Raw genomic sequence first — 19,502 nt, 5'->3', positions numbered from 1 at the left:
TTTTGATGCACGATCTGAAACTCGCCGTCATCGGCGTCGACCACCGGCACATCTACGGCCAACTCGCAGGCATGCTAGCGCTCGGCTGCACCTGCAAGGGCTGGTGGACGAAGGGCAATCCGCAGCCGGTCGAGGGTTTCGTCAAGCGGTTTCCGGACATTCCCCGGGCCGAGGATCGCCGCATCCTGCTCGATGACCCCGAAATCGATCTCGTGCTGATCGCCGACATCCCGGCGCGGCGGGCCGCTCTCGCGATCGAGTCCATGCGTGCCGGCAAGGACGTGATGACCGACAAGCCCGGCTGCACGACGCTGGAACAGCTCGAAGCGATCCGTGAAACCGCGGCCGAAACGGGCCGGATTTGGTCGATCGACTTTTCCGAGCGGTTCGAGGTGCCCGCCGTTTCCAAAGCGGCAGAGCTTGTTAGCGCCGGCGCCATCGGAACGGTGGTCCAGACCGTTGGCCTCGGTCCGCACCGGCTCAACCGGGCGACACGGCCCGGCTGGTTTTTCGATGACAGCCAGTATGGCGGCATCCTGTGCGACATCGCCTCGCACCAGATCGATCAGTTCCTGTTCTTCACCGGTTCGACCGACGCCGAGATCGTGTCGGCGAGCATTGGCAATTTCGCCAATCCGGGCGATCCCGGCCTGCAGGATTTCGGCGAAGTCCTGCTGCGCAGCGACAAGGGGCAGGGCTATATCCGTGTCGACTGGTATACGCCCGATGGCCTGCCCACCTGGGGCGACGGCCGGCTGACAATCCTCGGCACCGAGGGCTATATCGAGCTGCGCAAATATGTCGACGTCGCCGGCCGCCCCGGGACCGATCATCTCTTTCTCGTCAACGGCACCACGTGCGAGCACATCGATGCGTCCGCCGCGCCGTTGCCCTATTTCGGAAACCTCGCCCATGATGTGCGGGACCGCACGGAGACAGCCATGGGCCAGGCGCATTGCTTCAAGGTGATGGAGCTGGCGATCAGGGCGCAGGCCTTGGCCGCCCGGCTGGGGCACCTTCGGGAAGGCGAATGATGCACAGCGTTGCGATCCTCGGCGCCGGCATCGGCCGCGAACATATGCTGGGCTACCGCGCGCTGCCTGAGCTGTTCACAGTGCAGACCGTCTGCGACAGGGAACTGGAACGGGCCGAGCAGCTCGCGGCGCTCGCACCCGGTTGCGGTGCCGTTTCCGGGATCGACGCGGTGATGGACGACCGGAAGATCGACATTGTCGACATCTGCCTGCCGCCGCACCTGCACGGGCCGGTGGCGCTGATGGCGCTGGCCGCCGGCAAGCACGTGATCTGCGAAAAACCGGTGGCCGGGAGTGTCGCGGAGGCCGACGAACTGATGGCGGCCGCGGAGCGGGCCGGACTGCTCTTCGCGCCGGTGTTCCAGTACCGTTACGGGCGCGCGCTTTACCAGCTTGCCGGCCTTCAGGACAGGGGCCTTTGCGGAAAACCGCTCGTCGCGACACTTGAGACCCATTGGAACCGCGGCGCCGAATATTACGCCGTGCCCTGGCGCGGCCGCTGGCAAAGCGAGCGCGGCGGCGCAGTACTCGGCCACGCAATCCACATCCACGATCTTGTCACCCGGTTTTTCGGTCCGGTAACGGAAGTGACGTCACTGCTCGACACGCGGGTCAACGATATCGAGACCGAAGACTGCGCCGCGATCGCAATGGCAACGGATTCCGGCGGGCTTGTGACGTCCTCGGTCACGCTCGGCGGCGCCACGGATTCCTCGCGCCTGCGTCTGATCTTCGATGCGCTGACGGCGGAAAGCAGGCGCAATCCCTACGCGCCCGGAGCGGAGGACTGGAGCTTCACGGCGCGCGATCCGCAGCGGCAGGACGCGGTGGACGCAGCGCTTGCCGAGATCGATGCCGAGATCGCCGGGCGTCCCACGGGCTTTGCCGGAATGTTCCTCGAAGTGTCCAACCACCTGAACGGACTGCCGGCGGATCTGGTTACGGTTGAAGATGGCGTGCGGTCGATTGAACTGGTCGCCGCGATCTATCACGCGGCGCGCTCCGGCGAGCGGGTCTCGCTCCCGCTTGACCGCTCGCTGCAGATCTGTGCCGACTGGGTGCCGGAAGACGAGGCCGAATGATGAGACCGCCGCTCAACCATCCGGACCGGCTGTTCCCGCCGGACCCGAAAGTCCGCGACATTGCCCGCGCGCTCTACGGCTCGGTAAGGGATCTGCCGATCATCAGTCCGCACGGTCACACCGATCCGCAATGGTTTGCCGGGAACGAGAATTTTTCCGATCCTGCTTCCCTGCTGGTGATTCCCGATCATTACGTGCTGCGCATGCTCGTCAGCCAGGGCATTTCACTCGATGACCTCGGCGTGCCGCCGCTCGATGCCGCCGGTGAGCCTGTCGATGCCGAGGCGGTGTGGCGGCTGTTCGCTTCGAACTACCACCTCTTCCGTGGCACGCCGACACGGCTCTGGCTGGACCACACATTCGAGACACTTTTCGGCATGGAGGAGCCGCTCGGACCCGGCAGCGCCGAAGTCTATTTCCGGCGCATCAGCGACTGCCTGGCGCAGGAGGACTTCCGACCCCGGGCGCTTTTCGAACGGTTCGGGATCGAAGTACTGGCGACCACCGAAAGCGCCGTCGATCCGCTGGCGCACCATAGGGCCATTGCCGAGAGCGGCTGGACCGGCCGGGTTGTGACCACCTACCGGCCGGACAGCACGGGCGATCCCGATCACCCGCAATTCCTGGGCGACGTCGAGAGGCTCGGCGTCCTGACCGGAAGCGGCATCACGCGCTGGCAGGGCTTTCTCGATGCGCACCGGCAGCGCCGCGCCTTTTTTCGAGACCACGGTGCGACGGCGACCGACCACGGATTTCCGAGCGCCGAGACGGCGGACCTGCCGCCGGCGGAATGCATCGCGCTCTACGACAAGGTGATCGCCGGCGGTGCGAGCGCCGCTGACCGCGCGCTGTTCCGCGCCCAGTTCCTGACCGAAATGGCGAAGATGAGCGTCGAGGACGGCATGGTCATGCAGATCCATCCGGGGTCCGTTCGCAATCACAATGCCGCCGTGTTCGAGCGCCATGGCCGGGACAAGGGGTTCGACATTCCCTCGCGCACCGACTACGTGACGGCCCTGCGGCCGCTGCTCAACGCCGTCGGCATGGAGCCGGGTCTTTCGCTGATCGTCTTCACGCTTGACGAGACGACCTACGGCCGTGAGCTTGCGCCGCTTGCCGGCGCCTATCCGGCATTGAAGCTGGGTCCGGCCTGGTGGTTCTTCGACAGCCCGGACGGCATGAGGCGCTTCCGCGAGCAGACCACGGAAACAGCCGGTTTCTACAACACCGTCGGCTTCAACGACGATACCCGCGCGTTCCCCTCCATTCCGGCCCGCCACGACATGGCGCGCCGCGTCGACTGTGCCTTCCTTGCCGAGCGTGTCGCCGATCACCGCCTGCGCGAGGATGAGGCCCATGAAATCGCCCGGGACCTTGCCTATGGTCTGCCGAAGGCAGCGTACGGGTTCGGTTGAGATATCCGAAGGCGGGGGATGATTTGCTATGGGCCGGTTGAACTCAAAGACCCTCGAGAGCGGCAAGGGGCCGGCGAAGGCCCCCGACTACGACCGCGGCGCGATTTCGCCCGGCATCGTTCACCTCGGCATCGGCGCGTTCCATCGCGCCCACCAGGCGGTCTATATCGACGACCGGCTCGGCGAGGAGCCGGACTGGGCGATCATCGGCGCCAGCCTCAGGCGCGGCGACATGCGCGAGGCGCTGGCACCGCAGGATTTCCTCTATACGCTCGCCATCCGACAGGGAGATGAAATCAGTGCGCGCGTCATCGGCGCGATCGTCGATATTCTGCACGCACCACCCGGCAACCTTGCCGTCATCGAGGCGATCGCAGCGCCGCAGACCCGCATCGTCACGCTCACCGTCACCGAGAAGGCCTATTGCCGCAATCCGGCGACCGGCGAACTCAATCTTGATCATCCCGAAATCCGCGCGGACCTGGAGAGCGGCGGGGGCGCGGGCTCGGTTCCCGGCCTTCTGGCAACGGCGCTCTCGGTGCGGCGGCAGCGGGGGATGCCGCCGCTCACGGTCCTGAGTTGCGACAACCTGCCGGACAATGGCGGCACGCTTTCCCGCGTGGTCACGCGTTTTGCCGAGGCCCGCGACCCGGCGCTCGCCCGCTGGATCGGCGAGACCATCGCCTTTCCCTCCTCGATGGTCGACCGCATCGTGCCGGCGACGACCGATGCCGACCGTGCTGAGATCGCCGCCCTGACCGGCTACGAGGACGCCTGGCCCGTTGTCACCGAACCGTTCAGCCAGTGGGTGGTCGAGGACCGGTTTGTCGCCGGCCGGCCGGCGCTGGAACTGGCCGGCGTGATCATGACCAACGATGTCGGGCCGTTCGAGGCGATGAAGCTCAGGCTGCTCAACGGCAGCCATTCGGCGCTCGCCTATCTCGGCGTCGAGGCCGGCTACGAGACGGTCGCCGATGCGGTCGCCGATCCCGTTCTTGCCGCCTACCTGGAGGCCATGATGCGCGACGAGATCACCCCGATGCTCGATGTTCCGGGGGTCGATCTTGCCGCCTATGCACGCGCGCTCCTCGAACGCTTCGCCAACACGGCGCTGAAGCACCGGACCCTGCAGATCGCCATGGACGGCTCGCAGAAAATCCCGCAACGGCTGCTCGGCACGATCCGCGACCGGATGGGGGAAGGGCGGCCGCACGGGCGCCTGACGCTGGCGGTCGCAGCCTGGATCCGCCATCTGAGCGGAGAAAGGGGCGACGGCAGCCCATACGCGATCGAGGACCCGATGGCCGAAGAACTTTCCAGGATCGCCGAAATGACACTGCCGGACGTGCCGGCATTCGGCAATGCGATGCTCGATCTCCGGCCGGTGTTCGGCGATCTGTCCGGAAATGAAAACTTCCGCGATGCGGTTCTGGCGCAGCTGCGCATCCTGTTCGACGAGGGCGCCGTCACGGCCATGGCCGCGGTGCGCTAGACCGTTTCACGGCTAGATCGGGCGGATGGATTTCGGCTCCACGACATTGATCGACAGCGATTTGATGCGCAACCCGCGCAGTTTCTGATTGAACGCGGCGACATGCGCGCTTTTCAGGTGCCGGTCGAGATGCGCCTGGCTCTCCCACTCCTCATAGACGCGGAACAGCGCCGGATCGCCGATGTCCTGATAGAACCGGTAGACGATGCAGCCGTCTTCCGCCTCGGTCTCTTCCACGGCATCGCGTGCGGCGGCAACGGCCGGCGCGATGTCCGATTGATCCAGTTCAATTGTTCCTGTGACGATGATCATGGGGTCCTCCTTTGCTCCGGAAGCTAGATCGGTTCTGCGCCCGGGTCGACCCGCCCTGACGGCGGGTCGGTGAAAATCCGATCAAAACATATTGACTATGTAAACATCATATGTTTGATTACATCCCATGAGCGAATTGATCTTTTACGATTTGAAGCAGGTGGCGGGTCTCGCGCCCAGCCTTTCAACGCAGGTGGCGCGCGAGATCGGGCGTCGCATCGTCTCGCAGACCTACGCCCCCGGCGACCTGGTCGAGGACGAGGGCACGCTGGCCGAGCGCTACCAGGTCAGCCGGTCGGTGATCCGAGATGCCGTCAAGATCCTGGTGGGCAAGGGCCTGCTTGAGGTGCGTCGCGGCATCGGCACGAGGGTCCGCGCGCGCAGCAGTTGGGGCCTATTGGATGATGACGTGCTCGCCTGGTACCAGTCGGCGCCGCCGAATGGCGACTTTTTCCATCAACTCATGGAGATACGCCAGGTGTTCGAACCCAAGGCGGCGCGCTGGGCCGCCGAACGGGCAACGGAAGAGGAACTGGCGCAGATCGAGGCCGCCATCGAACGCATGGAGGCGGAAAAAGGCTCCGCCGAGGATTTCGTCATTGCCGACGCCCTGTTCCACCGCTCGATATTGCGGGCGGCGCAGAACGAGTTTCTGGTTGCCATGGAAGGCGTGATCTTCTCGGCACTGCTGAGCAGCATACGCCTGACCAACAAGGACCCGCGCGAAAACGAGGATTCGATCCCGTTTCACCGGGAGGTCTACGAAGCGATCGCCGCGCGCGACGGCGCGCGTGCCGAACGTGTCATGGAGCGGCTGCTGGGCGATGCCAGCCGCCGCCTGGGAGGTATGCTGGACGAGGCATAACGCAATGGCCGGGCCCTAGCGCCCGCCGAAGAACGGCACAGCAACAGGATATGAATGCGTTCCCGCGGGATGGGGGCGACGGCTTTGCTTTGCCAAAATTTTGGGCAACCAAGGGAGGTACATATGCTCAATTCTTCTCGCAGATCAGCGTTGAAATACGGGGTGGGACTGGCGGCCATGGCCGCGGCCCTGTCGTTGTCGGCGCAGGCATTTGCCGGCGATTTCGTCGCCATGCTCCTGCCGGAGAACGTCAACCCGCGCTGGGAGAGCCAGGACGCGCGATTCTTCGTCGAGGCCATGAAGGAGACGGCGCCGAATATCGAGGTCGAGGTCTTCAATGCCAACAACGACACGGCGACCCAGCAGCGCCAGGCCGAGCAGGCGCTGACGCGCGGCGCCAAGGTGCTTGTCGTCATTCCCATCGACGGCGAGAGTGCGGCGATTATTGCCGACAGTGCCGCCGAAGCGGGCGTGCCGACGATCGCCTATGATCGCATGATCCACTCCAAGAACACCAGTTTCTGGGTACAGGCTGACCTCGGCGCCATGGGCAAGTCCCAGGCCGAGCATGTCGTCGAGAACACCAAGTCCGGCGACACGCTGGTGCTCCTGAAGGGATCGCCCACGGACCCGAACGCGGCTGTTATCCATAACGGCCAGCTTGAGATCCTGCAGCCGCTGTTTGATTCCGGCGAACGCGTTCTCGGCTACGAGAACTGGACGCAAGGCTGGGATCCGGCGATTGCGCGCCGCTCGATGGATCAGGCGCTCACCAAGCTGAACAACAACGTACAGGGCGTCGTGTCGTCCAATGACGGCAATGCCGGCGCCGCGATTGCGTCCCTGGCGGAGCAGGGCCTTGCCGGCAAGGTGCCGGTTTCGGGCCTCGACGCGACCGTCCAGGCGCTGCAACTGATCCTGCTTGGCGAGCAGACGCAGACCGGCTGGCGGCCGTTCAAGGACATGGCCGGCGTGACCGCGAGCGTGACGGTACGCCTGGTCAAGGGCGAAGGTGTCGATGACCTGACCCAGGGCACCGTCAAGAACGCCGCCGACGGCGATGTTCCGTTTGTGCCGGTCGGTCACTATTCGGCTGTCGGCGAGGAAGGCGTCGCCTATGTGATCGAGCACGACACCTCGATTTCGAAGGATGACGTGTGCCAGGGTGCCGCTGCGGATACCGATTTCTGCAAGAGCTAGGTGGCAAGATGTCAGTCGGAAACGAATGGGCGGGGCCGACGGCCCCGCCGCAGGCCGCACACCTGAGTGTGCGCAAGATCAAGAAACGCTTCGGCGGGGTCGAGGCTTTACGGGGCATCGATTTCGAGGTCCGGCGCGGCGAGGTCATGGCGCTTGTCGGCGACAACGGTGCCGGCAAGTCGACGCTGATGAAGACCATTGCCGGCGCCATCCGGGCCGACGAGGGAAACTTTTTTCTGGACGGCGCCGAGGTGGACATCGCCACGCCGCACGACGCGACGGATCTGGGCATCCAGATCGTCTACCAGGATCTGGCGCTGTGCGAGAATCTCGACGTATCGGCCAATCTGTTCCTCGGTCACGAGCCGACGCGGCCGGGATGGAATTTCCTGCCCCGGGCGCTGCGCCCGCTCGACGACCTGGCGATGGAAGCGCGGGCCCAGGACGCCGTGGCGCGCCTTCAGGTGCGGACCCTGCAGTCGATACGGTCGAAGGTGGGCGGGCTGTCGGGCGGTCAGCGCCAGGCGATCGCGATCGCGCGCGCCGTCGGTGCGGAATCGACCGTGGTCCTGCTCGACGAGCCGACGGCGGCGCTGGGCGTGGCGCAGACCAAGCAGGTTCTGGACGTCGTGAAGCGCCTGCGCGAGACCAACCACGCGGTCGTCTACATCTCGCATAACCTGCGGGACATTTTCGAGGTCAGCGACCGCATCACGGTCCTGCGCCACGGATCCAACGTGGCGGTCTATGAAACGGCCGACACCAATCCCGATGAAATTGTAGTAGCAATGACGAGAGGCTTCGATGGGATATCTGACCGTGTCGCATGAGCGTCCAACCGGATTGATCGATTGGTTCCGCGGACTGCCGGAGTCGCGCTTTGGCGCCTTCATCCCGGTGCTGCTGGCGCTCGCCGCGATCTGGATCTACTTCGGCGTGACCGAACCGGCATTCCTCAGCGCCCGCAATTTCTACTTCCTGTTCATGCAAAGCGCCGTCGTCGGTACGCTGGCCGTCGGCATCACCGTCGTGCTGCTGCTTGGCGATATCGACCTGTCGGTGGCGGCGACATCCGGTGTCTGCGCCGCGCTGATGGCGGTCCTCATCGCAAGCGCCGGCATTCCGGCGCCGCTGGCCTGCCTTGTCGCGATCGCGGCGGGCATTACGCTGAGTTCCCTGCAGGGCCTGCTCGTCGCCTATGTCGGGATACCCTCCTTCGTTGTCACGCTGGCCGGCCTTCTGGGCTTTCAGGGTCTGATGCTCAAGATCCTTGGCATCCAGGGCGCGATCAACGTGCGCGATCCCTTCGTCCGCGGAATCACCACCATCAACCTGCCGCCGGAGATCGGATGGCTGCTCGCCGCGCTGTGCGTTGCCGCGTTCGCGTTCATCGCCTGGCGCCGTCACAACCGGCGCAAATCCATGGGGCTCGAGCTGGATCCGGTCGCCGCGACCGTCAGCCGCGTGGCTTTCTTTGCGCTCCTCGCATTCGCCGCGGTCGCGACGCTCAACGCCTATCGCGGCGTGCCGCTGCTCGTCGTCCTGCTGGTGGGTCTCACCGCGCTCCTTGCCTGGATCACCACCTCGACGCCGTTCGGCCGTTCCCTGTTTGCCGTCGGCGGCAACACGGAATCGGCCCGCCGGGTCGGCATGTCCGTGCAGAAGATACGCGTTGCGGCGTTTGCCATCGTCGGGCTGATGGCGGCAGTCGGCGGCATTGTCGGCGCGTCGCGCTATGCGTCCGTCTCTTTCAACGCCTTTGCCGGCGGTCCGCTGCTACTCGAAGCGATCGGCGCCGCGGTCATAGGCGGCACATCCCTGTTCGGCGGCCGCGGTAGTGTCTGGAACGCGCTTTTGGGTGCGCTGGTGATCGGCTCGCTCGGAAACGGGCTCGATCTTTCCGGCGCAAGTGCCGCCGACAAGCTGATGTTCTCCGGTGCGATCCTGCTGCTGGCGGTTTCCATAGATGCAATTTCGCGGGCCGGCTCCGGCCATTCCCGCTAGTCGAGAGATGCTCTGATGAAGACTTACGAAATCAAATCCCTGAACAAGCCGGTCTCGGCGATCGGCATGGGCACGATGATCTTCCACCCCGATACAAGGGAAAGGGACTTCGGTCTGCTGGATGCGTTCGTCGAGCACGGCGGGACCTATGTGGACACGGCCGAGGTCTACGGCGCGGTTGAGGAACACGGCTACTCCGAAATGGTGATCGGCGACTGGCTCGCCGACCGTCCAGGCATCCGCGAACGCATTGTGCTCGCATCGAAAGGTCTGATCCCCGGTTATTGCGCGCCATTACATGCGGGCGGCGCCAGGATCGATCCGGAATCGGTGCACAAGGCGATCGACGGCTCGCTCGAACGTCTGAAGACCGACCATCTCGATATCTGGATGTTTCACAGGGACGATCCGTCCTGTCCCGTCGGCCCCCTGGTCGACGCGCTTGACGAAGAGGTGCGTGCCGGCCGGCTGAAGGCCTACGGCGCGTCCAACTGGACGACCGCCCGCATCCAGGAGGCCGTCGACTACGCCCGTGAAAACGGCAAGGCCGCGATGATGAGCTCCTCACCGAATTTCTCCCTTGCCCGTGCCAACGAGCCTTTCTGGCCGGATACCGTGGTCACCGATGACGCAGACCGCGACTGGTTCACAGCCAGCAACTTCCTCCTGGTGGCGTGGTCTGCGCTCGGTCGTGGCTTTTTCGCCAGGGCCGATCGGGCGGACACGAGTGACGCGGATCTGGTGCGGGTCTTTTATTCGGATGCGAATTTCGAGCGCAAGAAGCGCGCCGAGGCGTTCGGTGCCGCGCGTGGAATGAACATGTTCGAGATCGCGCTCGCCTATGTGATCAGCCAGGCGTTTCCGGTGGTCGCGCTCAACGGAGCGGAGACGCCGGAACAGGTTGCATCTTCGGCGAGAGCCGGCGCGCTGCAGCTCACGCCGCTCGAGCGCGACTGGCTCGATCTGCGCAGCGATGAAAGACCGTTTTGAGGAGCCGCGTCATGCTGTCTAAGAAAATGTATATCGGCGGTGAACTTGTCGACAGCCGAACGCCGTTCGATGTCGTCAGCCCCGCCACGGAAGAGACCGTCGGGCAGGTCGCATGGGCGACTGCCGCCGATGCCGAGGCGGCGCTCGCCGCCGCCGATTCAGCGTTCGCAGACTGGTCGGCGACGTCGATTTCCGAGCGTGCGCGGTGGATGCACATGCTGCGCGATGCCGTAATCGCCAGCGAGGAGCATTTGCGCGAGTGCGTTCACCTTGAAATGGGCAAGAACTGGGCCGGAACGCAGGAGGATTTCGACAGTCTCGTGAACAGCCTGCAGTTCTACGCCGAGGAGATTTCGCGCCTGCGGCCGGAGGCGCTTGTCGACCGCGAGGGAACGCACAGCCATTCGCTGGTCTACGAGCCGGTCGGCGTGGCCGTTGCCTTCATCGCCTGGAATTTTCCGCTGCTCAATCTCGCCTTCAAGATCGGCCCGGCCATGGCCGCCGGCTGCCCCATTGTCATCAAACCGTCCTTCAAGTCGCCGCTGTCCGCCTACGCGGTCGGAGAGCTGTGCCACCGCATCGGGCTTCCGCCCGGTGTCGTCAACATCGTCTGCGGCGACGATGCGGAAGTAGGCGATGCGCTGTCCTCGTCAAAGATCCCGGCAATGCTGACCCTGATCGGGTCGGCGCGTACCGGCCGGCGCGTCATGGAAAAGGGTGCGACCTCGATCAAGCGCTACTCCATGGAGCTCGGCGGCAACGCGCCGGTCCTGGTGTTCGCCGATGCCGATCTCGATCTGGCCGCAGACATTGTCGGCGCGGTCAAGTTCGGCAATGCCGGCCAGATTTGCGTCACCCCGAACAGGGTCTATGTCGAATCTGCGGTTGCAGACGCTTTTGCGCAAAAGGTCGTCGAACGGGCGAGGGCGGTCGCGGTCGGCTTCGACCGGAACGCACCCGTGGACATGGGGCCGCTGATTGACGCGGCCGCCTTCCAGCGCGTTGACGGTCTCGTCAGGGATGCCGTTGCCGGCGGTGCGCAGGTTCTTGCCGGGGGCGGCCGCGCACCGGGACACGATCGCGGCCATTTCTACGCCCCGACCGTGCTGAAAGGCGTGACGAGCCCGATGCGCATCTATTCTGAGGAGATATTCGGCCCGGTCGTCAGCCTGATAGAATTCAACGACGAGAAGTCGGTGCTCGACGCGGCCAATGACACCGATGCCGGTCTGACGGACTACGTATTCACCCGCGATATCGAGAAAGCGGAACGCTGCGCCGCCAGGCTTCGCTTCGGCGAAGTGCAGATCAACGGCATCAAGTATGCCATCGATCTTCCGCATATCGGCATCAAGCAGTCCGGCATCGGTTGCGACTGCTCGCACCTCGCGCTGCACGACTATCTGGCGCCCAAACGCATTTCGCGTGCCCTGGTTTCACGGGACGATGGCGCATGAAGATCACCCGCGTAAAGAGTCACATCCTGCAGTACGAGCTGGACCGGGAACTGGGATATTCCCAGCAGTTTTACAGTCGGCGTTCGGCCCATCTGGTCGAAGTGCAGACCGATGAGGGGCTGACCGGCTGGGGCGAGTGTTTTGGCCCCGGCAATGTGGCGATCGCCAACCGCACGATTGTCGAAGAGGTGATTCAGCCTATGATACTCGGCTGCGATCCGGTCGATCGTGACGCCATCTGGCACAATGTCTACAACCTCCTGCGCGACCACGGTCAGAAGGGCATGCCGATACAGGCCCTGTCCGGTGTCGATATCGCGTTGTGGGACCTGACCGGCAAAATCGCCGGCCTGCCGCTTTGCAAGCTGGCCGGCGGCAGGCACCGCGACCGGGTGCCGGTCTACGGATACGGCATGATGCTCGGTCGCGAGGATATCGACGCGCATGTCTCGCGTTTCAGGGACGAGGCGGCGGGCATCAAGGAAGCCGGTTTCGTCGCCACGAAGATGAAGGTCGGTCTCGGCCACAGGAACGACATCCGGCTCATCGAGGCCGTCCGTTCCGGCATCGGCGAGGAATTCCCGTTCATGGTCGATGCGAACCACTGTTACACCGTTGCGGATGCGTTTTACGTCGGCCAGGCTCTCGATGAGATGAATGCCTACTGGTTCGAGGAACCCGTGGCCCCGGAGGATCTCGACGGATACGGTGAGTTGCGGACGCGGCTCAAGACCAACATCTCCGGCGGCGAGGCCGAGTTTACCCGATGGGGTTGGCGCCATTTGCTTGAAGGCCGCTGCCTCGACATAGCGCAGCCCGAAGTCTGCGCGCTGGGCGGAATCTCGGAATATCTGAAGGTTCTGGCGTTGGCGCATACGCATTTCACGCCCGTCGTCAATCACGTCTGGGGCTCTGCGGTCGCGGTGGCGGCCAACCTGCATCTGCTGGCGGCAATGCCGCCGGTCCCGGGTGGCCTGAATCCGCGCGAACCGATGCTCGAGTTCGACACGACCGACAATCTTTTCCGCGATGATCTGCTGGTCGAGCCGATGGACATACCGGCCCAGGTAAGGCGAAGCGGCGGGTACGCCAGTGTGCCCGAGGGGCCGGGACTGGGCGTGGAGCCGGATCCCGGTTTCATCGAACGATATTCTGTGACGTGAGCGATAGGGCCGCTTTGATATGGATGTTTTTTGCGCTGCCGTCGATTGGGGCACGACCAGTTTCCGCCTGTGGGCGCTGGATGCAGTGGGCCGCGCCGTCGCCGAACTGCGCAGCGACTGCGGCATGTCCGGACTGCGTCCGGACGAATTTCAGGGCAGGCTCGAAGAAGGGCTCGCCGAACTGGCGCTGCCTGAGGATCTCCCGGTCATCGCCTGCGGTATGGTGGGCTCGGCGCAGGGCTGGAAGGAAGCGCCCTATGTCGACATCCCGGCGCGGCTTGACGCGTTTCCCCGGCAGGCGATCTCGATAAGCTCGCGCAAGCGCGAAGTCTGCATCCTGCCCGGTCTTTCGCAGCGCAATCCGTCAAGCCCGGACGTCATGCGCGGCGAGGAAACGCTCCTTCTCGGCGCGGCGCTCGCAGGCTGCACCGATGGTATTGTCTGCCTTCCGGGAACCCATTCCAAGTGGGTCCGCCTTGAATCCGGCCGTGTCGCGGCGTTCGCAACGGCCATGACGGGAGAGGTGTTCTCGCTGCTTGAGCGCAACTCGACCCTGTCGCATTTCATAGATGCGGACGCGAAACACGCAAGCAACGGCGTATTTGCCGATGCGGTCCGCGCTTCGGTCAATGCCCCGTCGGATATCCTCAGGACGCTGTTCTCCCTGCGCGCCGCGCCGCTGCTCGATTGTGCCGAGCGCAGCGATGGCGCGGCGCGGCTCTCGGGCCTGCTCATCGGGCTGGAAATCGCCGGAATGCGTGACGACACGAACAGGAAGCTGACATTGATATCGTCAGGTGCACTGTGCCGGAATTACAGCCTGGCCCTTGCGACCGCAGGCATTGACCACACCTGTCTCGATGCTTCGGAAATGGCCCGGTCCGGCCTCTACCATGCCGCAGGGCGGATTTGGACGCGTCGCTTACAGCAGTTCGGATCGACCGGTTCCTATTGCACCGAAGTGGGTGTGCTTTCCTGATTGTCGGCTGGCGACCCCTGGAACCTGTCGACACTTTAATTTGCGCCATCGCTCCCGCGGCCCCATAGTGGCCGCCGGCTGTTATTTAATTTGGTTATAGTTACAATAACAAAATAACAGAATGCGAAGGTTAGGGCGTTGGATTTCCGCCAGCTGAAGACGTTTATATGCGTTGCAGAGTCAGGCTCGCTGAGCAGGGCTTCGGATCGTATGCGCATCGCGCAACCGGCTCTGTCTCGCCAGATCAAGCTTCTTGAGCATGAAGTCGGTGTGCCGCTTTTCGACCGGCATGTGCGCGGCATGGAGCTCACGGAGGCCGGTTCGGAATTGCTGCGCCGGGTCTCCGGCGTCATACGGCAGTTGGAATTGACCATGCAGGATGTGCAGTCCCTGCATTCTGAAATCAGCGGCAATGTCGCGCTCGCCCTGATGCCGACGGTTTCGACGGTGTTCGCGACGCGGCTGGTCGAGCGCACCGCCCGGGAACTGCCGGAGGTCAGCCTGCGGATCCGCGAAGGCTATTCGGTCGACGTGCTCACCTGGATCCAGCGCGGCGATGTCGACATCGCGTTCCTCTACGGGCCATCGAGCGATCTGCACATACGCACGAAGGAGCTGCTTCACGAGGAAGTCGTGCTCATCAGCCCGCCCGGTTCTCTGGAAGGTGTCGGACCGCAGCTCGGATTCGACGCGGTCGAGAAACTGCCGCTTGTGCTGCCCGGCCGTCCCTATGCGCTCAGGCACCTTGTCGAAAGCACCGCCAAGAAAGCGGGGCACACGATCAATGTGCCCTATGAGGTCGACTCCTACTGGGCCATCAAGTCGATGGTGATGTCGGGTCTCTGTCACTCTTTCCTGCCTCCGGCCTCGCTGAAAGCCGAGCTGGACCAGGATCTGCTGAAGGCACGCTCGATAGGCTCGGGTGGATTGTGGCGGCAGCTCGTGCTTGGCGTTCCCTCACAGCGGCCGAACACGCGCGCCGCCGATGCCGTTCTCGAACTGTTGCTGGATGAAATCGCGTCGATGATCGCCAGCGGTGAATGGCAGGCACAGCCCGGGGCCGATCTGCGCGAGCGGATTTGATGCTTTTCCCGTTGCTCGGGTGATATCAAACCGGAAGATCCCGGTTCGGTGCCGCGCATCCCCGTGCCGTCCTGTTCGGCTGCACCGGCCCGGCGGTCACGCGGCGTCGCCCTGCGTGGCGTCAGATACGCGGGTAGGCGTGCGTTCTTCTTTGTGTGTCCAGCAGGTTCAACAATGAAAATGCAAGCGACATAACAACGACGATAAACAGGGCGACCAAGCCGATAGCAAACATTCAGCACATCTCCACACAGTCATCATGACAGGAACACGTTAGGTCTTGCTCCGATAATAGGCTGCAACCTTGCAGAGAAAGCTTGCTCGAAGCTTGTGACTTTGAGCTTTGCATAGTCAAGTAATATTAAGGTGTGCAACAACTATAAGTATTAATCCAGACTGGCTTACCTATTTGCCTAATAAAAATTGGCGTGGAATCGATTAATTCGCACTACATTTTTGAAGGTTTTGTTAACCTTAGCGAAACGAATTCGCCATAGCGTTTCAGTGCGGCGGAATGGAGCAGCGCAAGCGCGTTCGGTCCATGGGCATGAGGCTACTCCGTTGAACCGGTCGTAATCCGGTATTTTCAATTCAGATTTTTTTGACTGGAACCGTAACCCCGTGAGCGCTCCACGGGTGTTGGGCTGGCTTGCGCCAGGGTTCACCGCGCGATCGTCAACGCGCCGGGACCGTCCGGGAGGAAGTGGCACGTCGACACGTTCCGGTCGACGGCGCCGGGTTGTTGGGGAAACCGTGTGCGCAGGCAGACGTCAACACAGACAGAACACGACCGGGCGCCGGGTGCGCGCCAGCAGCGTGACTTTCTGAATCTGGGCGACGCCGGCGCAGACGCAGCCAAAACGGTCGGCAGCGAGTTTGCCGCCGCCATGGATGCCGCTCAATCGAGCCTGCAGTCATTGCGTGCGCCGTCTGACAGCCGGCAAGACGAATTCGAAAGCCAGCGCAACGCCATGGCCGCCATGGTGAGAGTCCTGGGTTCGGCCGGCGAATTGGGCGAACCGGGAGGCCGCGTGCAATACGAGGAGGCTGCCCGCTCAGTGGGCCGCTCCTGCGCCCGCGACGAAGCCGATCCGCAATGGGCACTGGCAGCGCAAACTCATATTTTCAAACCCGTTGTCCGTGAGATCCTCAAGCAGCGTTGGCCGAAGGGCATGTTTTCGCGCTCCGGCAGCGCGCCGGACAGTCTTGAGGCGGCCGTTGACGAAACTGCCGCCGTCTTCTCCGTGCTGGCAAGCACAACCGGCCTGTTCTGGGCCGGTCACCGCGAGGAGAGCCAGTCGCTTGCCGAAGCCGCATTCGAGGAGCGCGCGGCGCAGGAACGGCAATCCGTCAACGCCGAGTTCGGCAGTGCCGTCCGCGGCCTGATGGTCGGCGACCTGCAGAACCGCATCACCGGTTCGGTCCCGGCGGACCACCGCGAACTGGCGGCGACCTTCAACGTTGCGCTCGACCGGATCCAGTCGACATTCGCGACAATCGTGAAAAGCCTGCTGTCGGGGAACGACAGGGCCGAGACCTCCGTTGCCGCGGTCGGCGAACTTGCCTCGGATGCGGCATCGGCCGCCGGCCGGATCGGCGACGTCACCGGCGCGCTGGCCGCCTTGCAAGACGCAAGCGGCGCGCGCGATGCCTTCGGCGGCGTTGAGACGGTAATCGTCAGCGCCCGCGACAGCGCCGAAAACGGCGGCAAGGTGATGGGCCGGGCGGTCGAGGCGATGAACGGCATAGAAGGGCTTGCCGACCGGATCGGGCAGATCACCGCCGCGATCGACGACATTGCCTTTCAGACCAACCTCTTGGCCCTGAATGCCGGCATCGAGGCGGCGCGTGCGGGAGAGGCCGGTCGCGGCTTCGCGGTGGTCGCCCAGGAGGTCAGGGCGCTGGCCCAGCGCTCGACCGACGCAGCGAAGGAAATCGAGACGCTCGTCAGCGATACCAAGTCTCGTATCGACGCCGGCGTGGAGGCGGTCGGCAAGGCCGGCACCGCGATCGACGAGGTGGTCGACCGCTTCGGGGACATCGATACGGCGATCGCCCGCACGGTTGAGGGGTCGGGACAGGAAGCTGAGGAAATAAGCCGGCTGCGTGCCGATCTGGAGACGGCGGGCGCGGAGGCCGCCGGTGTCGCCGCACGTTCCGACAACGCCCGGAAATCCGTTGAGGATGTCCAGGCGGCAATCGTCCAGCTGGGTGAAATCGTCCGCCGGTTCCGGCTGGGCGGTCCGGCCGGCAACCAGTCTTCACCGGACGGTGAAGCGCAGCGCGCGGAGCGGCACGTGGCCGATCCGCGATTCGACCCGGAAGCGCGGGCCGTTCCGGCCACGCCGGTCAGGCGGAGCGCATGATCATGAACCGGGTGACGAAACATATTTTGTGTAAACACGACGGCCATTTCGCGCCGGCAAAGCATATTTCGGGGGATTATCGATGAGATTGACGATTGCAAGGGGACTGCTGGTTTTTGGCACGATCGTATCGCTCGGTTTTGTGGCGGCGGTCGGTATTAATTCACTGACGATCAGCAAGGTCGAGATCGGCTCCCCGGAATACAACCGCATCATCGAACTCAACGACCTGCGGGCCGATGTCCTGCCGCCGGCGCTGTTTCTCGCCGAAGCCTACATGATGACCCTCGAGGCGGCGAGCACGCGCAGCCTGCTTGAAGAAAATGTTGCACGTCTTCGCGATCTCGAGACCCTTTACAACGAACGCTCCCAGCACTGGCGCGATGCCCATATCAGCGCCACGTTGAAAGACGGAATCGAAGCCAGCGTGCAAAACGACGGCAACCGGTTCTGGGAGGTTGTCAACACCAGCGTGATCCCGGCGATGGAAGCCGGCGACGGCCTCCTGTTGCTGCCTGCCCTTTCTGAGCTGCGCCGGGTGTTTCACGAACATCGCGAGAACCTGCAGGCCGTTGTCGGCGAGACCAACGCGGCGCTTGCCCGGCAGGAGACGCAGGCCCATCAGATGGCGACGCTCTACCAGTCGCTGGCGCTCGCCGCGGCACTGATCGCGCTTGTCCTTCTGCTCGGCGGCATAGCCGCCATACGCCGCCTGGTCGTGAGTCCCATTGGGAAAATGACCGACTATATGGGCGTGCTGGCCTCCGGCTCCTATGACCAGGAGGTTCCCTACACCAACCGGTCCGACGAAATCGGCCAGATGGCGCAATCCGTCGAGGTGTTCCGCCAGGCGATCATTGATGGCCGGGACGCGCGCGATGCCGCCGACCAGGAGCGCCGCAATCGCGAGGAGGCCGAATCCGACAGCGCGGCCCGACGCGAGGAGGAAGACAGGCAGCGCCGCATTGTCATCGAGAGCGTCGCCAACGGGTTGCATCACCTTGCCGAGGGCGATCTCTCTGTCGAACTGAGCGAGCCGTTCATTGCCGAATACGAGGAGCTGCGCAGCGCCTTCAATCAGTCGGTCGGCACCCTCAACAGGACGCTCACCGATATCACCGGTTCGACGGATATCGTGCAGACCGGCTCCACCGAAATCTCCCAGGCGGCGGACGATCTTTCCCGCCGTACCGAGCAGCAGGCGGCGGCGCTCGAGGAAACGGCAGCCGCGCTCGATGAGATCACCACCACGGTCCGCAACTCCGCTACCGCAGCCGAGGAAGCCGGCCAGATGGTCGACGACGCCAAGGACGGCGCCCGTAAATCGGGGACGATCGTCAAGGACGCGATTACGGCGATGCAGCGCATCGAACAGTCGTCGGGGCAGATCAGCCAGATCATCGGGGTCATCGACGATATCGCGTTCCAGACCAATCTCCTCGCGCTCAATGCCGGCGTCGAGGCGGCGCGCGCCGGCGATGCCGGCAAGGGTTTTGCCGTCGTCGCCCAGGAAGTGCGCGAACTGGCCCAGCGTTCGGCCAATGCCGCCAAGGAGATCAAGGACCTGATCAACAATTCGGTCGCCGAGGTCGGAGACGGCGTGTCGCTGGTCAGCCGGACCGGAGAGGCGCTGGAGGAAATCGAACAGCATGTCCTGAAAATCAACGACCGGGTCGCCTCGATCGTCACCTCGTCGCGCGAGCAGACAGCCGGCCTGCAGGAGATCAACACGGCCATCAACCAGATGGACCAGGTCACCCAGCAGAACGCGGCCATGGTCGAGGAGACCAATGCGGCCTGCCAGAACCTGACCGCCGAGAGCCGCAAGCTCCGGGAGCTCGTGTCGGCATTCAGCACCGGTGCAACGGCCATCGCGCACGCCGAGCCGGTGCAGCCCGCGGTGCCGGAACCGGCGCACGAGGAGAGCGTGCCGGTGGATTCCCCGGCCAGGAGCCTTGGCAAGAAACTGGCCAGTGCCTTTGCAACGGGGGGCGCCGTTGCGACCGCTGCCGCCGCTGAAACGAGTGATGAGGACTGGACCGAGTTCTGAGCGACCGGTG

16 protein-coding genes are annotated in these 19,502 nt (G+C 64.0%); 15 read left to right on the top strand and 1 reads right to left on the bottom strand.

Going from position 1 to position 19,502, the window contains the following annotated elements:
• The first annotated feature begins 5 nt into the window (after positions 1–5).
• The 4 genes from E4M07_RS17885 to E4M07_RS17870 are packed head-to-tail and all read left to right on the top strand — an operon-like array spanning position 6 to position 5,023.
• Complete coding sequence (locus tag E4M07_RS17885) at positions 6–1,034, top strand: Gfo/Idh/MocA family oxidoreductase (RefSeq protein WP_136659750.1); 1,029 nt, start codon at positions 6–8, stop codon at positions 1,032–1,034.
• Entirely contained in the window at positions 1,031–2,116 is a 1,086-nt protein-coding gene (locus E4M07_RS17880; protein ID WP_246660496.1) for a Gfo/Idh/MocA family oxidoreductase, read from the top strand. The genes E4M07_RS17885 and E4M07_RS17880 overlap by 4 nt, the downstream gene beginning before the upstream one ends.
• Complete coding sequence (gene uxaC / locus E4M07_RS17875) at positions 2,116–3,531, top strand: glucuronate isomerase (RefSeq protein WP_136659998.1); 1,416 nt, start codon at positions 2,116–2,118, stop codon at positions 3,529–3,531. The genes E4M07_RS17880 and uxaC overlap by 1 nt, the downstream gene beginning before the upstream one ends.
• 28 nt (positions 3,532–3,559) lie before the next feature.
• Positions 3,560–5,023: a mannitol dehydrogenase family protein gene (locus E4M07_RS17870; protein ID WP_136659749.1), complete on the top strand. Its 1,464-nt coding sequence runs from the start codon at positions 3,560–3,562 to the stop codon at positions 5,021–5,023.
• Between the two features lie 12 nt (positions 5,024–5,035).
• Here E4M07_RS17870 and E4M07_RS17865 read toward each other — a convergent pair whose 3' ends face one another.
• Positions 5,036–5,335, bottom strand: coding sequence for a putative quinol monooxygenase (locus tag E4M07_RS17865; protein ID WP_136659748.1), 300 nt, complete (start codon positions 5,333–5,335; stop codon positions 5,036–5,038).
• A 127-nt stretch (positions 5,336–5,462) separates the two neighbouring features.
• Between E4M07_RS17865 and E4M07_RS17860 the strand changes: the two genes are divergently transcribed.
• From E4M07_RS17860 to E4M07_RS17810, 11 genes are all read left to right on the top strand, one after another.
• On the top strand, positions 5,463–6,200 hold the full coding sequence (locus E4M07_RS17860) for a FadR/GntR family transcriptional regulator (RefSeq protein WP_136659747.1): 738 nt from the start codon (positions 5,463–5,465) through the stop codon (positions 6,198–6,200).
• Positions 6,201–6,323: 123 nt separating this feature from the next.
• On the top strand, positions 6,324–7,400 hold the full coding sequence (locus E4M07_RS17855) for a sugar ABC transporter substrate-binding protein (protein ID WP_136659746.1): 1,077 nt from the start codon (positions 6,324–6,326) through the stop codon (positions 7,398–7,400).
• An 8-nt stretch (positions 7,401–7,408) separates the two neighbouring features.
• Positions 7,409–8,230 (top strand): ATP-binding cassette domain-containing protein, encoded by an 822-nt coding sequence (locus E4M07_RS17850; protein WP_136659745.1) that lies wholly within the window; start codon positions 7,409–7,411, stop codon positions 8,228–8,230.
• Positions 8,205–9,404, top strand: coding sequence for an ABC transporter permease (locus E4M07_RS17845; protein WP_136659744.1), 1,200 nt, complete (start codon positions 8,205–8,207; stop codon positions 9,402–9,404). The genes E4M07_RS17850 and E4M07_RS17845 overlap by 26 nt, the downstream gene beginning before the upstream one ends.
• A 15-nt stretch (positions 9,405–9,419) precedes the next feature.
• Positions 9,420–10,394: an aldo/keto reductase gene (locus tag E4M07_RS17840; RefSeq protein WP_136659743.1), complete on the top strand. Its 975-nt coding sequence runs from the start codon at positions 9,420–9,422 to the stop codon at positions 10,392–10,394.
• An 11-nt stretch (positions 10,395–10,405) separates the two neighbouring features.
• The gene (locus E4M07_RS17835) at positions 10,406–11,851 is read left to right on the top strand and encodes an aldehyde dehydrogenase family protein (RefSeq protein ID WP_136659742.1); all 1,446 of its coding nucleotides are present in this window, start codon (positions 10,406–10,408) and stop codon (positions 11,849–11,851) included.
• Positions 11,848–13,014 carry a mandelate racemase/muconate lactonizing enzyme family protein gene (locus E4M07_RS17830; RefSeq protein WP_136659741.1) on the top strand — a complete coding sequence of 389 codons (1,167 nt, stop codon included), beginning with the start codon at positions 11,848–11,850 and terminating at the stop codon, positions 13,012–13,014. Before E4M07_RS17835 ends, E4M07_RS17830 begins: the two co-directional genes overlap by 4 nt.
• Before the next feature lie 19 nt (positions 13,015–13,033).
• Positions 13,034–13,993: a 2-dehydro-3-deoxygalactonokinase gene (locus tag E4M07_RS17825; RefSeq protein ID WP_136659740.1), complete on the top strand. Its 960-nt coding sequence runs from the start codon at positions 13,034–13,036 to the stop codon at positions 13,991–13,993.
• A 138-nt stretch (positions 13,994–14,131) separates the two neighbouring features.
• Positions 14,132–15,076, top strand: a complete 945-nt coding sequence (locus tag E4M07_RS17820; protein ID WP_136659739.1) for a LysR family transcriptional regulator — start codon at positions 14,132–14,134, stop codon at positions 15,074–15,076.
• 755 nt (positions 15,077–15,831) lie between these two features.
• Positions 15,832–17,442, top strand: a complete 1,611-nt coding sequence (locus E4M07_RS29350) for a methyl-accepting chemotaxis protein (RefSeq protein ID WP_206057307.1) — start codon at positions 15,832–15,834, stop codon at positions 17,440–17,442.
• 82 nt (positions 17,443–17,524) lie between these two features.
• Entirely contained in the window at positions 17,525–19,492 is a 1,968-nt protein-coding gene (locus E4M07_RS17810; RefSeq protein ID WP_136659738.1) for a HAMP domain-containing methyl-accepting chemotaxis protein, read from the top strand.
• The last annotated feature ends 10 nt before the right edge of the window (positions 19,493–19,502 follow it).

Origin of the sequence: Nitratireductor sp. XY-223, assembly GCF_004959855.1 — a bacterium.
Taxonomy (GTDB): domain Bacteria; phylum Pseudomonadota; class Alphaproteobacteria; order Rhizobiales; family Rhizobiaceae; genus Hoeflea_A.
This window is presented reverse-complemented; position numbering and strand designations above follow the sequence as displayed.

What these genes read in the sequence shown, in the direction of transcription:
- E4M07_RS17850 (WP_136659745.1), top strand. Translation starts at nt 7,409, where the DNA reads ATGTCAGTCGGAAACGAATGGGCGGGGCCGACGGCCCCGCCGCAGGCC.
- uxaC (WP_136659998.1), top strand. Translation starts at nt 2,116, where the DNA reads ATGAGACCGCCGCTCAACCATCCGGACCGGCTGTTCCCGCCGGACCCG.
- E4M07_RS17880 (WP_246660496.1), top strand. Translation starts at nt 1,031, where the DNA reads ATGATGCACAGCGTTGCGATCCTCGGCGCCGGCATCGGCCGCGAACAT.
- E4M07_RS17855 (WP_136659746.1), top strand. Translation starts at nt 6,324, where the DNA reads ATGCTCAATTCTTCTCGCAGATCAGCGTTGAAATACGGGGTGGGACTG.
- E4M07_RS17830 (WP_136659741.1), top strand. Translation starts at nt 11,848, where the DNA reads ATGAAGATCACCCGCGTAAAGAGTCACATCCTGCAGTACGAGCTGGAC.
- E4M07_RS17840 (WP_136659743.1), top strand. Translation starts at nt 9,420, where the DNA reads ATGAAGACTTACGAAATCAAATCCCTGAACAAGCCGGTCTCGGCGATC.
- E4M07_RS17885 (WP_136659750.1), top strand. Translation starts at nt 6, where the DNA reads ATGCACGATCTGAAACTCGCCGTCATCGGCGTCGACCACCGGCACATC.
- E4M07_RS17810 (WP_136659738.1), top strand. Translation starts at nt 17,525, where the DNA reads ATGAGATTGACGATTGCAAGGGGACTGCTGGTTTTTGGCACGATCGTA.
- E4M07_RS17825 (WP_136659740.1), top strand. Translation starts at nt 13,034, where the DNA reads ATGGATGTTTTTTGCGCTGCCGTCGATTGGGGCACGACCAGTTTCCGC.
- E4M07_RS17845 (WP_136659744.1), top strand. Translation starts at nt 8,205, where the DNA reads ATGGGATATCTGACCGTGTCGCATGAGCGTCCAACCGGATTGATCGAT.
- E4M07_RS17860 (WP_136659747.1), top strand. Translation starts at nt 5,463, where the DNA reads ATGAGCGAATTGATCTTTTACGATTTGAAGCAGGTGGCGGGTCTCGCG.
- E4M07_RS17835 (WP_136659742.1), top strand. Translation starts at nt 10,406, where the DNA reads ATGCTGTCTAAGAAAATGTATATCGGCGGTGAACTTGTCGACAGCCGA.
- E4M07_RS17865 (WP_136659748.1), bottom strand. Translation starts at nt 5,335, where the DNA reads ATGATCATCGTCACAGGAACAATTGAACTGGATCAATCGGACATCGCG.
- E4M07_RS17870 (WP_136659749.1), top strand. Translation starts at nt 3,560, where the DNA reads ATGGGCCGGTTGAACTCAAAGACCCTCGAGAGCGGCAAGGGGCCGGCG.